The following is a 14049-nucleotide window of genomic DNA, read 5'->3' on the forward strand; positions in this document are numbered from 1 at the left end:
TCCCGCGTTCCTCTTCCCGATACCGACGGAGTCGCAGTGAGTCACATCCTGATGGTCAACATCCCGACCCACGGCCATGTCTTCCCCACTCTGGCGGTCGTCGGTGAACTGGTGCGCCGAGGGCACCGGGTCACCTACGCGGCGGTCGACGAGTTCGCCGAGGCGCTGGCCGAGGTCGGCGCGGAGCACCTGCGCTACGACTCCACCCAGCCGCTGGAGAGCGTGGGCGGCCCCGACAACGGGCGCGCGCCGCTGGTCTTCCTGGACGAGAACATCGCCGTCCTGCGCGCGGTCCAGGAGCGGTTCGGCCAGGCCGGGCCCGACGCGGTGGTCTACGACGCCGTGGCGTTCCAGGCGGGCCGGGTTCTGGCGCACACCTGGGGGATCCCGGCCGTCCAGTCGACGCCGTTCTTCGCCTCCAACGACACCTACTCCTTCGTGCAGCAGATGATGGAGGCGGACGGTGCGGTCCCGCTCACCGAGGAGGTGCTGGTCGATTTCGGGGTCCGGATGGCCGAGTTGCTGGCCTCGCACGGCGTCGACGAGCCGGTGCAGGAGTTCATGACGCGCACCGAGCGCCTCAACATCGTCCATGTGCCGCGGTTCTTCCAGCCGCACGGCGAGAGCTTCGACGAGCGCTTCGCCTTCGTCGGGCCGTGTCTTGCGGAGCGCTCCTTCCTGGGGGAGTGGCAGCCCCCGGCGAGCGGCCTGCCGGTGGCGCTGGTCTCGATGGGGACGGTGCACAACCGGCATCCGGAGTTCTTCCGGCTGTGCGTGGACGCCTTCGCCGAGCTGCCCTGGCACGCCGTCGTCTCGGTCGGCGGCGGGATGGACCCGGCCGACCTCGGTCCGTTGCCGGACAACGTCGAGGTCCACCGCTGGGTCCCGCACCTGGCGGTGCTCCGGCACGCTCGGCTGGTGATCACCCACGGTGGCGTGGGCGGCGTGCTGGAGGCCCTGGACGCCGGCTGCCCGATACTCGGAGTGCCGTCCTGGCCGGACGTCGCCGCCAACACCGCGCGGGTGGCCGAGCTGGGCCTCGGCCGGGAACTGCTGCCGGCGCAGGCCGACGTGAGCGTGCTGCGGGCCGCGATCACCGAGGTGGCCGCCGACGAGGCCGTGCGGGAGCGGGTCGTCGAGGCGCAGCGGCTCGTCCGGGCGGCCGGCGGTGCCACCCGCGCCGCCGACGAGATCGAGGCCTACCTGAAGCGCACGAGCTGATCCCACCACAGGGGTACGGCCCCGCCACCCCCGCGTTCGCACGTGGGGCGGCCACGGTCCCGGGCGGTAGGAGTCCCGGGCGGGGGTGCGGGGGGTCACGGTCGTGGTTCCGGGCGGTCGAGCGCGCGGTCGTCGAGGAGGGCCCGGCCGAGAGGGGTGAGGGTGTGCCGGACGCCCGGCCCGGTGCGCTTGGTGGTGAGGAGGCGGGCGGTACGCAGGACGCTGAGGTGGTGGCTCGCGGTGGCGGGTGAACAGCCGCTGCGGCGGGCGAGTTCGGCGGTGCCCGCCGGGTCCGCTGCCGCGCCCAGCACACGGGCGCGGGTCGTTCCGAGCAGGGCGTCGAGCGTGCCGGGCGGCCCGTCCTCGGCGGCGGAGGAGCGGATCGCGCGGCAGGCGGGGAGGTCCGGGGCGAGGGGGTAGTGCAGGACGAGCGGGTGGTCGAGGCCGCGGTTGTCGGTGAGCGCGAGCGGTTCGGGCCAGAAGAAGGTGGGGACGAGCACGACGCCGGCGCCGCGCAGCCGCAGGTCGGCGTCGACGGGAGAGGGCAGCGTCAGCACCGGTGACTGCCAGCCGATGTCGGGGTGGAGGCTGCCCAGCAGTGCGTCCAGACCGCGGTCGACGGCGAGGGCGGCCCTGCGGGCGCGTTCGGTGTGTGCGGCGGCCAGCAGCTGCGACCAGTACGGCGCGACGGCGAAGGCGTGGTACTCGCGCAGCCGGCGGTCGACCGTCGCGCGCATTTCGCTTTCGCCGCTGCGCAGTTCGTGGACCCAGCGGGGTGCGCGGGGGCGTGTTCCGCTGAGGACGCGCAGGTCGGCGCTCCACCGCCGGCCGGGCAGCGACCAGATCTGCTCCAGGCTCTCGGACAGGGTGCGGCTGCGGGCGTGCAGGAGAGCCTCCGCGGCCTCGGCCACCCCGAGCGGCGTGGCCAGGTCGAACAGCACCCGGTGTTCCGGCCGCATACTGCCACGGGTCCTGCTGCGCCACCCCTCCAGCAGCACTCCGCCCGTGTCGCGGGTCTGCACCAGCGACAGACTCAGCATCGACTCCGCGAGCGGATCGGGTGCCCGCGCGATCCGGACCCTCGTCAGGTCGTCGTGGGTGAAGTGGATGCGCAACAAGTCCTCCCCCTTCCCCAGGACGTCTGCCGCGTTCCGGCCGCGCCGCTCCCGCCGGGCCGCCCGGCGCGACGGGGGGTGCCGGGCGGGCCGGTTCAGCGCAGCACCTCCAGCTCCGGCCAGTGGTCGCCGGGCCGGTCCAGGAGGTCGGTGGGCCGCCCTGTGAGGTACCGCGCGAAGAAGGCGGCGACGACGGTGCGCTGGGCGGCCAGGGAGCGCCGGGGGTCGACGGTGCCGATGAGTCCGGCCGGGTCGGGGACCGGGAGGCGGCGGACGAGCTGGGGCAGGAGGACCTGGAGGTCGGTGTACGAGCCGTGGGCGGCGTTCCGCAGCCGCAGCGCGTGCCGGGGGCCGGTGGACGCCGCCCAGCAGGAGGCCCAGCTCGGTTCGGTGCGCAGGGTCTTCGTACCGGAGGCCATCAGCAGGAAGGGCTTGGCGAGGCCGCTGTCGGCGACGGGTCCGAGGAGGGCGCCGTCGAGGTCGGCCGCCGCGCGGACGCGGGGCTCGTCGTGGGCGAGCTGGGCGGCGACGGAGCCGCCGAGGGACTGCCCGAGCACGCCGGTCCTGGCCGGGTCGGCGGCTTCGGCGAGCCCGTCCGGGAGCGGGTCGGTGCCGGTGTCGGGGCGCTCCCCGCGGGCGAGCCGGTCGAGTGCGCCGAGGACGAAGCGGGCGTCGGCGAGGCGGGCCCGGGAGTGCCCGGCGAGGAGGGCGGCGACGACCTCCGGGGTGAGGTCGTCGGGGAGCGGGAGGGCTCGTTCGACCCGGCCGCCGGGGAACTCGACCTGTTCGGCCTCGTACGTGGAGTCGAGGGCGACGACGAGGTGGCCGCGGCTCGCCAGCTCCTCGACCAGGGTGGTGCCCAGGGCGCGCGAGCCGCCGTCGCCGGAGGAGAACAGCACCACGGGCAGCCGGCCGGCACGGCGGGCGACGGGCGCGCCGGTGCGGGCGTGGGTCCTGATCCCCTGCCAGTCGGCGGCGCCGGCGGGGACACCGAGGGCCGGTGCGGAGTGCGTGTCCCAGTCGGCCGCCGCGGCCGGGGGCAGCCAGGGGGCCGCCGGGTGGCCGGCGCCGGGTTCCGCCGGGTACCAGAGGCCGGCCATGAGCTCCCGGTAGGGCCTGGCGGGGAGAATGGGGTCGGGGCGGCTGTCGTCGACCAGGTGCAGCGCGACGGTGCCGACGGGCCAGGGCCCGGTGGGGGCGGGCAACTGCAGCGGGACGGGGGTGCCGGGGGTTGGCACGGGGTCGGCACGCCCGTCCGGAGCGGGCGCGGCCGGGCGGTTCCCGGGGGCCGGGGCGGCGGCGGTGGCGAGCACGGCGGCGCCGAGCGTGCCGAGCAGGGCGCGGCGGGTCGGGGGCATGGGCGGGCTCCTTCGGCGGGTAGGGCTGCGGGGTCACCACCAGGGTTTCGCCACCGGGGGCGCGGGGCGCCCTGCCGGGGGACGATCCCACCGGTGGTCGCGGGTCGCCCCGGGGTGCGTCGGCTCCTTCGCTCGGAGGAGGCCCCGGTGTCCCGGGGTCTCCCCGGTCTCCGCCGGTGGGCGGACGCCTTCGCGCGTGCGCAGGCCCTACCGTTGGGCTCCGGCGAGGACGCCGGACGACGCGGACGCGAGGACGGACACGATGACCGAGAGCGGCGCGGTACGGACGGCCCCGCCGGGCGCCGTCGCCCGGCTGCCGGGGCGGGTGCCGCCCCTGGTGGCGGACGCCGCGCTCGCGGCGGCCCTGTTCCTGCTGACGCTCGGGCCGGGGCGGGTGGCGGACGGTACGGGTTTCGCCCTGCAGACCGCTCTGGTCCTCCCGTTGGTGTGGCGGCGGCGGGCGCCCCGGTCCGTGTTCGGCGTGATCGCCGCCGCGGCGTTCGCGCACTGGCTGCTGGGTGTTCAGCTGCCGGCGGACGCGGCGTTGCTGGTCGCCCTCGGGACGGTGACCGCGCGGGCGCCGTCCCGGTCGGCGTGGGCGGCGGGTCTGGTGGCGGTGGCCGGGGCGGTGCTGGCGGCGGCGCGCTGGGCGCCCGAGGGACGGTTCCTCGCCTCGGCCGCCGCGATGACGGCGGCGGTCGCCGCGAGCGCGCTGCTCGGGGCGAACGCCAGGATCCGGCGGGCCGCGCGGGCGGAGCGGCTGGCGCGGCTGGAACGGGACCGCGACGAGCGGGAGCGTCGGGCGGTGGAGGAGGAACGCGCCCGGATCGCGAGGGAGTTGCACGACAGCGTGACGCACGGCTTGTCGGTGGTGGTGGCGCTGGCGGACGCGCTCGGGCACGCGCGGCCGGCCGACGCCTCCGCCGTGACGGCCCGGATCGCGGAGACCGGGCGGCAGGCGCTGACCGACATGCGGCGGGCGCTGGGCCTGCTCCAGTCCGCCGCTCCGGACGCCGGGAGCGACGCCGGTCCCGAGGCCGGGCCGAGGGACGACCGGCGGTCGCCGCCGGGGATCGGGCAGCTCGGGGCGCTGTGCGAGCGGATGGAGGCGGCGGGCCTGGTGACCCGGCTGCAGGTGGACGGCGAGGCCGCCGGGGTGCCGGCCGCGGCGCAGCTGACCGTGCACCGGCTCGTCCAGGAGTCGCTGACCAACGTGCTGCGCCACGCGTCGCAGGGGGCGCGCGCCGAGGTGCGGGTGTCCTGCGCGCCGGGGGCGGTCACGGTCGAGGTGACCGACGACGGGCGGGCCGCAGGGACCGGGCGGACGGGATCCGCCGGGTCCGGGCTGGGCCTCACGGGGATGCGCGAACGCGCCGCTGCCTTCGGCGGAGTGCTGGAGGCGGGCCCGCGGCCGGGCGACGGCTGGCGGGTCTTCGTACGGCTGGATCCCGGGGGCACGCCGTGAGCGTCCGGGTGCTGCTGGTGGACGACGAGGAACTGCTGCGGCTGGCGTTCGGCATGATCCTGCGCGCCGAGCCGGACATGGAGCCGGTCGGGGAGGCGGCCGACGGGGCGGCGGCGGTGGAGCTGGCACGGCGGCTGCGGCCGGACGTGGTGCTGATGGACGTGCGGATGCCGGGAACCGACGGCATCGAGGCGACCCGGCTGCTGCTGCGGGAGGCGCCCGGGACGCGGGTACTGGTGCTCACGACCTTCGACCTGGACGCCTACGCCTTCGAGGCGCTGGGTGCCGGGGCCTCCGGCTTCCTGCTGAAGAACAGCCGGCCGGAGGAACTGCTCGGGGCGATCCGCGACGTGGCCCGGGGGGACGCCGTGGTCTCCCCCCGGGTGACCCGGCGGCTGCTGGACCGCTTCGCGCACCGGCTCCCCGCCGCCGGGGGCGACGCGGAGCGGCTGCGCGTGCTGACCGCGCGCGAGCGCGAGGTCCTGCTGGGGGCGGCCCGCGGCCTGACCAACACGGAACTCGCCGCCGCCCTCGGTCTCGCGGAGCCCACGGTGAAGAAGCACCTCGGCCGGGTCATGGCCAAGCTGGGCCTGCGCGACCGGGTGCAGGCGGTGATCCTCGCGTACGAGTGCGGGCTGGTCGGGCCTGGGTAGGCGCGGACGGCCGCCGGGCAAAGGCCGGCGGCTCAGCGGGCCGGAAGCGACGCGCAGCGGCGGGCCGCCCCTTCGGGGGCGGAGGCCGCGTGCGGGGGCGTGCCGCGTACGCTCGCCACATGTACGAACCGCATGACCGGGGGCAGGGCGACGGCGCGTCGGAACTCGGGCGGTCCGCTTCACCCGCCGATGTCACCGACCCAGGCACGGAGGCCGAAACGGTGATGTTCGTCTGCGCAACGTGCGACGTCCCGCTGACGGGACCGCTCACACGGCTGCCGGCGGTTCCCGAGGCGCCGTACTACGAGTGGTGGGACGCCGACGAACCCGGCCCGTCGCCGCCGACCGTACCGTCGGGCCACTTCGCGATCGAGCCGGAGCCGTACGGTGCACCCCTGGTCGTCGCCGAGGTGCCGGGTCCGGTGATGCCCCGTCACGGCACGACGTACAACGCGGAGGGCAAGCCGCTGGTGTCGCGGGGCCCGAGAGGCAACATCGTCATCAACCCGCACGACGCCCATGGCCTGGAGCTCCGCCACGCGTCCGCCGCATGCTGCGGAGCCACGCCGGACGGCGGCATGAATCAGCAGTGCGTCTGCGGGACCCTGGTCGCCACCCTGTGCTCCGACTGCTGCCTGCCCTACGAGCTCCACCTGTCGGCCGACCACGTCCGCACGGTTCACACCTGAGGCCGGCACCGGCCACTGCCACTTCCGCCGGCACTCACGGCCGGGACCCGCCCACGGAACCGACAGACCCCGTCCGTGCGGGGAGGACATCCCAGAAACCGACGTACTCCAGGACCCCCGGTCGACCCCCGCCTGCGCGGCGTGGACCGTTCAGGGCGGGAAGTCGTGCGGCAGGTACCCCCACGGGATACCGGTCCGGTCGACGTAGAGGACCGCGTTCACGATCTCCCGCAGGTCATGGACGCGGGCTCGCCGCGCCGGGGCCGGCGCGGCGAGCCCGCCAAGCTGTGAAGACCGGCTCGATCAGGCTCCAACGGGCATCGGACACCGGGCTCCGTGGTTCGAGGGGCCCTGTGACCGGTCGGTGATCGGACGTACCGGGCCTCACCAGGGGGCGGTGTCCTCCGACCTCGCCCTCCGGGGCCGGACCCGGATCGCGGGTGCCGTGGTGATCGTGCGGGTGCCGGCGCCCTGCGGTGCCCGGTTGGCTGCGGCGGACGAGGATCTGCTCGGCGGAGTCGCCCGCTGCCCGGCGGCGCGGCACTGTGTGCGGTTCGTGCCGAAGGCGTCAGGGGCGGGCCGGCACGGACCGCAGGAGTGCGGCGGCGGCCCATGCCGGGCCGTGCGGGACCGGACTCGGGCCGGTGCCGAGCGCGGTGGTGCGGCGGCCCTGCCCGGCGAGGAGGGCCGCCACCGCGTGGCCGACGGCGTCGGGGGTGACGGTGTTGGGGTCCAGGCAGCAGCCGGCCCCGGCGCGTTCGGCGTCGTGGGCGATGGCGAACTGGTCGCTGGAGAACGGCAGGACCAGGGCGGGCACACCGGCATGCAGGCATTCGGTGAAGGAGTTGTTTCCGCCGTGGTGGACCATCGCGGCTGCGTGCGGCAGCAGTTCCTGCTGCGGGATCACCGGGGCGACGTGCAGTCGTTCCGGTGAGGTGCCGCGCAGCAGGGGGTGCGCCGCGACGGCGTCGGTGCGTCGGCCGGCCGCCATGACCACCGAGGCCGGGGTGTGCCGGAGGATCCCGGCCGCGGCCGTGGTCAGGACGTCGTCGCGGGCGGACAGGAACGTGCCGAGGGCCAGGAGCACCAGCGGGCGTCCGCCGGTCGTGAGCCGGGCGAGCGCGCCCCGCCAGTGCTCGTCCAGCGGCTCCGGGCCCGTCTCGGGCAGCAGGTGCCCGGCATACAGGGCCCGGGGGCCGGCCGGGGGAGTCGGGAGCCACGGCAGGCGGGGGTAGTTGAAGACGACGGCGTGCGGCGAGCACAGGGCGAAGGCCCGCTCGGGAACGGGCCGCCCCGGGGCGTGGCGGCGGACGACCGCCCGGAACGCCGCGGTGAACGCGGCGTCGTTCGCCGCCGCCGCGGCGCGCAGCCGGTCGAGGTCGGCGGCGGCGGGGCGCAGGGCGTCCGGCCAGACCAGGGGGAGGCCGAAGTAGGCGTCGGGTCCGGTCGGCAGGTAGCTGGGGTGGCCCGGGCAGAAGGTGGCGTAGGGCAGGTCGAGGCAGTGCAGGGCGAGGGTCGCGCTGTAGGAGAGCTGGTCGACGAGGTACCAGTCGGGGCGCAGCCGCTCGTCGAGGGCGGCGAGTTCGCCGAGCAGGTGCTCCGGGTCGGGCAGCATGTCGGCGCGCCGGTGGCGGGCCTGGGTGAGGAGGGTCGCGGTCGGGCCCTGGCGCGTTGCGTCGAGGAACTCGCGCAGGCGCCGGCTCTCCGCCCGGTCCTGCCGGGTCGCCTCGGCGATGCCGGTGTTGGCGTTGCGGGTGACGGCCAGCTCGGTGAATCCGAGCCCGCTGCGGGCCGCGAGGTCGGCGAACGCCGGGGTGCAGGCGAAGTCGACGCGGGCGCCGAGCCCGCTCAGCGCGCGGCCGAGTGCGGCCAGCGGCCGGGCGTGGGAGTGGAAGGGCGGGCTGATCACGACGACGCGGGCCACGGTGTCCTCCGTCGGGGGTGACGCTGCGCATGCGGCCTTCGATGATGCCAGGCGCGGTGCCGCGTCCGGGAAACCGACAGCGGCCGGTTCCGAACGGTTGCGCCACCCGGCTCCGAATCCAAACCGTCGCGCCACCCGGCTCCGAACACGCCGTCGACTGGACGGCGGCACGGGAGGACGCGCGATGACCCACCACCTGACACCGACCGCCGGGGCGGCACCCCCGCGTGGCGGCCCCGGCGACGCCGGGGTCCTCACCGGGTGGCGCCGGTTCCACTGGGGCCAGGATGTCGGCGCGGTACCGGTCGCGGGCCTGCTCGACCGGCTGGCGCGGGCCGAGTACGGCGGGTCCTGCGGCCGCGCGGACGCGGTGCTGTCCGTCGCCGACCGGCGCACGGCGCGCCTTCGCGGGCTCGCCCGGCGCGACGGCGCCCTCCCGGCGCGGGTCCTGGCGGCAGTCGGTGCGGCGCCCGATCTCCGGGCTTTCGATCGGACCGCTCTCGCGGAAGCCTGGGAGCGCACCGCGCGCCTCGACGCGGGGGCCGCCGCCACCGTCGAGATCCGCCGTCGGCTGCTCGCAGGTCCCGGCTCCGCGGAAACCGGCTTCCTGCTGGACGTGGCCGACGCGAACGGTCTGCGACCGCTCTCCGCGGCCGAAGCCCACCGGCGTCGGCCCGCCGGCCGGCACGCGGCCCACGCGCTGTGGCGCTACCTGTCGGGCGTGCCCGGCGGCCACCTCGTGCTGCCCCACCCGGGCGAGGGTCGGGACGGCTACGAGCAGCTGCTGCTGGCCGCCTGCGCCGAGCGCGTACGCCCCGCAGGTCCGTCGGGCCACCTGTTCAGGGCGGCGTTCGCCGCCCTGGCCGAGCCCGCGCCCGGGTCCTTCGTGGTCGCGCAGTCGATGCTGCTGGGCCGTCCGGAAGAGCCCGGCGCCGGGCTCAGCGGCGGTATGAGCGTCCTGCTGACCGGGCTGGGCCGGGCCCTGACCGCCGAGGCGGGCGTCGCCCGGGTCCTCACCCTCACCACCGCCCGACCCGCGGAAGCCGACCGCGGCGACCTGGTCCGGCCGGCGGGCCGATCACATCTGCTGGTCCGGCTGCCCCTCGACTCGCCGCAGCCACTGGAGCCGCACACCGCTGTCGAGCACCAGGCCGCACTGGCCTGGTGGACCGCCCGGATCCTCGCCCTCCCGGGCGCCCGGCCGGACATCGTCCATGTCAGGTTCGCCGACGACGCCTCGCTCGCGGTCGCCCGCGCCACCCGCCGCCACGGCGCGCGGCTCGCGTTCACCGTCACTCCCGACCCCCACCGCACGATCGACGAACGGCACGGCCGCCTGCCGCCGGAGCACACCGGAGACGCGGCGCTCGCGCTGCGTCTGGACCTGCACCGCGTCTTCGTCGCCGACCGCCTGGTCGCCCGTGCCGATCTGCTGGTGGTTATGCCCGCGACACCGGGGCAGGAGCTGGTGGCGCACTTCCCCCAACTGGCGGAGCGCCCGGTCCACGTCCAGCCCGAGGGCATCGCCCCCTTCCGTCCCGAGGCGGGCGACGGTGCGGCGGGCGACCGCCTGCTCGCCCGTCTGTACGGCGGCACCGGCGCGGGCGGCCTCGATCCCGCCGACCGGGAACTGCCGCTGCTGCTGTGCGTCGGCCGGCTCCACCCCGTCAAGCAGCAGGAGCACCTGGTGCGCGCCTGGATGCTCGCGGGCCTGCACCACCGCACCACCCTGCTGCTGGTCGGAGGGTCTCCCACACACCCGACCCCGGTCGAAGCGGCGGTGCGTGCCCGGCTCGCCGGGCACCTCGCCACCGATCCGGTCGCCGGGCGCCGCGCCGTCGTGTGGCCCGCGCTGCCCAACCGGCAGGTGCGGCTGCTGGAGCGGGCCCTGGCACAGGGCCGGCCGGGATCGGTCCTCTATGTGTGCCCCAGTGCCAAGGAGGAGTTCGGCCTGGCGGTGCTGGAGGCCATGGAGGCGGGCCTCCTGGTGGCCGCGCCGCGGCGCGGCGGTGCCTCCCACTACCTGCGCGACGGTGTCAACGGCCGACTGCTCGACACCGCGTCCGTCGCCCGGCTGGCCGAGGGCCTGTGCTCGGTGCTGAGCACGCCGGTGCCGCGACGACTGGCCATGGCGCGCGCCGGCGCGGCGACGGTGCGCGAGCGGTTCGGCATCGACTCGATGGCCGAGTCCCTGGCCCGGGCCTACCGGGCCGTCTGCGGCCGAACGCACCCACCGCCCCGGCCGGGCCGTTCGGAGGGTGAAGACGGTGACCTGGACGGTCCGCGATGACCGCGGTCGGCTGCGGCGTCGAACCGGTGCGGGACCACCGGCGCCCCACGGGCTGTCCGCCCCGCGCACCCGGCGTTCCGCCCTGGCCGGGCGGACCGGCGCACGGTCGACGGCGGAACCACGCTCGGCCGACCACCGTTGCGATGATCGGCCCGCCGAGGGACCACCGGACCCGTCCGGCCGGTGAACACCCCGGCAGCGACGCCTGCCGCCACCCGCGACGATGCGCAAACGCTGCGACTGGATGCCGCGCACGGACGGGACGACCATGGACCCGTGACCCCGGTGGCGCGACCACAGCCCGTCGGCCACCGACCCGCGCGGACCGAAACACGACCGCCACCGCAGTGCCCGCATTCCGACAGCAGGAGGACGTCATGACCTCCGAGCGACAGAGCCCGGTCATCGAACGCGCCGTGCCCGCGAACCCTCCCACCGAGACTCCTGAGTGCGAGGCCTCCACGTGCTCGGGCATCTCGACCCCGGAGCCGGTCGAGCTGCACGACGCCTGGCCCTCCTGGATTCCACTGGTGGTGATCGCCGTCGTGGTGGTGTGCTGCGTCGGCTTCGCCGTGGGGAAGATCGCCGGATGGTGACACCGCCCTCCGCCCATGACCCACGCCCGCACGCGGCTCGCACCGCCGCTGCGCTCCCGACCCTCGGAGGGGTGGGCCCGCCGCCCCGCGCACGGCCCGGCGGCTCGCCGTGTCTCCCACCGCGGCCCGCTCCCGGGCACGGTCCCGCTCCCGGGTACGGCCCCGCTCGTCGACGCGACCGCGCGGACCCGCCCACGGCGCGGACCCGCCCACGGCGCGGACCCGCCCACGGCGCGGACCGGGACGGGTCAGTCGTCGGGCAGGGTGAAGCAGACCTCGGTGCCGCCGGCCGGTGGGGTCCGCAGCCAGACGCTGCCACCGTGCCGTTCGACGATGCGTCGGACGATGGCCAGTCCGGCGCCGGAGCCGCCGCCCTTCTCGGTGGGACGGTGCAGGCGCCGGAAGAGTCCGAACACCTCGTCCTGGTGTTCCGGGGGGATGCCGATCCCGTTGTCGCGGACCACGACGACGTCCTGGGCGGTTCCGTGCTCGTCGTCCCGGCGCTCGACATCGACGCACACGAATCGTGGTCCGTCCTCGCGTGCGTACTTGGCCGCGTTGACGAGCAGGTTGACGAGGACGTCCTGGAGCCGGTCGGGGTCGGCGGACACGACCGGCAGGACGCCGCGCATCACGCTGACCCCGTGCTCGGCGAGCCGCTCGCCGGCGATGTCGAGCGCCGCGTCGAGGGCGGTGGCGAGCGGGATCCGGACCCGGTCGAGGCCGACCGCGCTGACCTGCGAGTAGCGCAGCAGCGAGTCGAGGAGGCTGTCCATGCGGGCGGCGAGGCGGCGTACGGTGTCCAGTCGCCGCAGGCTGACCTCGTCCAGTGATGCCGCGGCGTCCTCGACGATGAAGATCGCCGCGTTGGAGATTCCTCGCAGCGGTTCCTTGAGTTCGTGGGCGGCGGCATGGGCGAACGCGTCGAGGTCGGCGTTGCTGCGCTGCAGGCGCCGGTTGAAGTCGGCGGTCCAGGCGGAGTGGCGGGCGAGGAGGTCGGCGACCGCACGGGTGGCCTCCCCGGCGCCCGCCCGGTCGGCCGCGGTCCACGGCAGGCTCCGGCCGCGGACCGTGGCACGGAAGACCGCCGAGGATCCGCGGGGCGTCAGCCGTTCGCCGTGCGGTCCGAGCCGTACGGGCAGTGCGGGGTCCGAGGCCCAGCACCGGGCGGTGGGCCGCTCGGTGCGGTACCAGGCCAGGAGGCCGTCACCCAGGGGGAGCAGGAGAACCCCCGCCGGCTCCGGGGCGTCGGTCGTGCCGTCGGTCGTGCCGTCGGCGTGCGGTGCCAGGATCTCGGGGAGCCGGTCGGTGGCCCAGACCTCGCCGGGCCGCAGGCCGGCGGCCAGGGACCGGAGCCGTTCCACCACGGAGCCGGCGACGGCGGGACCCCGAACGGTGGTCGCTCCGTCGTGCACCACGATCGTGCCGTCGGCGTCGACCAGGGCCCCGAGCGCGTCCGCGTGGTCGTGCAGCGATGCCGCGGGAGAGTCGGACAGGTCGGCCAGTAGGCGCTCCAGGGCCGCCCGGCGATGTTCGAGTGCGGTGGCCTGTTCGCGGTCGTCGATGGTGGCGAGCTGCACGGACAGGGCGCTTCCGAACAGCTCGCAGGCCGACCGGACGTCGGGGGAGAGCCAGACCGGTTCTTCACCGTGACAGGCGATGAGGCCCCACAGGGTGTCGTCGCGCAGGACGGACACCGACATGGAGGAACGGACGCCGATGTTGCGCAAGTACTCGAGGTGGAAGGAGGAGACGGTCCGCAGCGCCGCGGAGGAGAGGTCGAGCGGACGGCCGGTGGACGGCCGCAGCGGCGGGTCGAGGCCCGCGCCGGGGTCGTCGACGTCGCCGATGACGCGGATCCAGTTGCGCTGGTAGAGCCGGCGGGCCTGCGGCGGGATGTCACTGGCCGGGAACCACAGGCCGAGCCAGGGTTCGAGGTGCGCCGCGGCGTCCTCGGCGACGACCTCGCCGGGGCCGTCCTCGTCCTCGAAGCGGTAGGCGACCACCCGCTGGTAACCGGTCAGCAGCCGCACTTCCCGTACGGCCGCCGCACAGCAGTCGGCCACCGTGGTGCAGCGCTGGATCCGCAGGAGCGCCTGTTGGACCCTCCGGTGCAGGCCGGGCCGCGCCCGGGAAAGGTCCTGGCAGGGTTCGAGCTCCAGGACGAGCAGCGCGTCGCGGCGGTGTGCGGTGACATCGAAGAGCGCGCCGGACGCCGTGCGCAACGGCTCGGGGAGGAGGGCCGAGTTCTCCCCGGAGCGGACGGTCTCCCGGAGGGCGGCTTCGAGCACGTCGTGGCCGAGCACGTCGTGGCCGAGTACGTCGTGCGCCGGGCGTCCCAGGAGTTGCCCGGCCGTCAGGCCGAGCCGGTCGTGGACGTTGTCGGAGGCGACCCGGACGATGCCGTCGTGCAGACCAACTGCCAGCAGGACGCCGAACGACTGCACTCTGCCCAGGAGGTGGATCGGCTCGCGGACGCACTCGGTGAGATCGAAGCCGCCTCCGGCCGCGCTCTCGGCCGCCCGGGCGCGGGGGGACAGCCAGTCGTCGTCGGCCAAGGGGTGTCCGTTCTCCGGTGCCCCGGGGGCCGAGGCGGCTGGACGGCAACCCTACGCGCCCACCGGCCGGGTGCGGTTCCCGTATGCGGGTTCCGGCCGATAGAGTTCCGGGGCGGTACGTGCCGGCCTTCCAGGACCGGTCGGCCACAAGCATCGACCTCGTGAGCGTCCCCGGAGCCC

General features: G+C 75.9%; 10 protein-coding genes and 1 pseudogene. 6 read left to right on the plus strand and 5 right to left on the minus strand.

Translation table 11 applies throughout. The features are described from left to right. The first annotated feature begins 36 nt into the window (after window positions 1-36). Window positions 37-1221, plus strand: a complete 1185-nt coding sequence (locus ACIPYS_RS09485) for a macrolide family glycosyltransferase (RefSeq protein WP_400745075.1) — start codon at window positions 37-39, stop codon at window positions 1219-1221. 95 nt (window positions 1222-1316) lie between these two features. Here the strand turns inward: ACIPYS_RS09485 and ACIPYS_RS09490 are convergent, their stop codons facing one another. Together ACIPYS_RS09490 and ACIPYS_RS09495 are read right to left on the minus strand one after the other, a co-directional pair. Then, window positions 1317-2339 (minus strand): ArsR/SmtB family transcription factor, encoded by a 1023-nt coding sequence (locus ACIPYS_RS09490; protein ID WP_400745077.1) that lies wholly within the window; start codon window positions 2337-2339, stop codon window positions 1317-1319. Window positions 2340-2431: 92 nt separating this feature from the next. Further along, window positions 2432-3694, minus strand: a complete 1263-nt coding sequence (locus tag ACIPYS_RS09495) for an alpha/beta hydrolase family protein (RefSeq protein WP_400745078.1) — start codon at window positions 3692-3694, stop codon at window positions 2432-2434. Window positions 3695-3956: 262 nt separating this feature from the next. Between ACIPYS_RS09495 and ACIPYS_RS09500 the strand changes: the two genes are divergently transcribed. From ACIPYS_RS09500 to ACIPYS_RS09510, 3 genes are all read left to right on the plus strand, one after another. After that, window positions 3957-5159: a sensor histidine kinase gene (locus tag ACIPYS_RS09500; protein ID WP_093858278.1), complete on the plus strand. Its 1203-nt coding sequence runs from the start codon at window positions 3957-3959 to the stop codon at window positions 5157-5159. Continuing rightward, complete coding sequence (locus ACIPYS_RS09505) at window positions 5156-5812, plus strand: response regulator transcription factor (RefSeq protein ID WP_093858277.1); 657 nt, start codon at window positions 5156-5158, stop codon at window positions 5810-5812. Before ACIPYS_RS09500 ends, ACIPYS_RS09505 begins: the two co-directional genes overlap by 4 nt. A gap of 119 nt (window positions 5813-5931) precedes the next feature. Further along, window positions 5932-6501 carry a hypothetical protein gene (locus ACIPYS_RS09510; RefSeq protein ID WP_400745081.1) on the plus strand — a complete coding sequence of 190 codons (570 nt, stop codon included), beginning with the start codon at window positions 5932-5934 and terminating at the stop codon, window positions 6499-6501. A gap of 156 nt (window positions 6502-6657) precedes the next feature. Here ACIPYS_RS09510 and ACIPYS_RS09515 read toward each other — a convergent pair. Beyond that, window positions 6658-6889: pseudogene (locus tag ACIPYS_RS09515) on the minus strand (transposase); the annotation flags it as partial. Window positions 6890-7069: 180 nt separating this feature from the next. Next, window positions 7070-8425 (minus strand): glycosyltransferase, encoded by a 1356-nt coding sequence (locus tag ACIPYS_RS09520; protein ID WP_400745083.1) that lies wholly within the window; start codon window positions 8423-8425, stop codon window positions 7070-7072. Between the two features lie 184 nt (window positions 8426-8609). On the opposite strand from ACIPYS_RS09520, the gene ACIPYS_RS09525 reads away from it, so the two are divergent. Then, the gene (locus ACIPYS_RS09525) at window positions 8610-10715 is read left to right on the plus strand and encodes a glycosyltransferase (protein WP_400745085.1); all 2106 of its coding nucleotides are present in this window, start codon (window positions 8610-8612) and stop codon (window positions 10713-10715) included. A gap of 377 nt (window positions 10716-11092) precedes the next feature. Beyond that, on the plus strand, window positions 11093-11311 hold the full coding sequence (locus ACIPYS_RS09530) for a DUF6480 family protein (RefSeq protein WP_400745086.1): 219 nt from the start codon (window positions 11093-11095) through the stop codon (window positions 11309-11311). 248 nt (window positions 11312-11559) lie between these two features. Here the strand turns inward: ACIPYS_RS09530 and ACIPYS_RS09535 are convergent, their stop codons facing one another. Further along, a complete protein-coding gene (locus tag ACIPYS_RS09535) occupies window positions 11560-13869 on the minus strand; it encodes an ATP-binding protein (protein WP_400745087.1) in 2310 nt (769 codons plus the stop codon). Window positions 13870-14049: the final 180 nt, after the last annotated feature.

Source organism: Kitasatospora sp. NPDC089913 (assembly GCF_044748625.1).
GTDB lineage: Bacteria > Actinomycetota > Actinomycetes > Streptomycetales > Streptomycetaceae > Kitasatospora.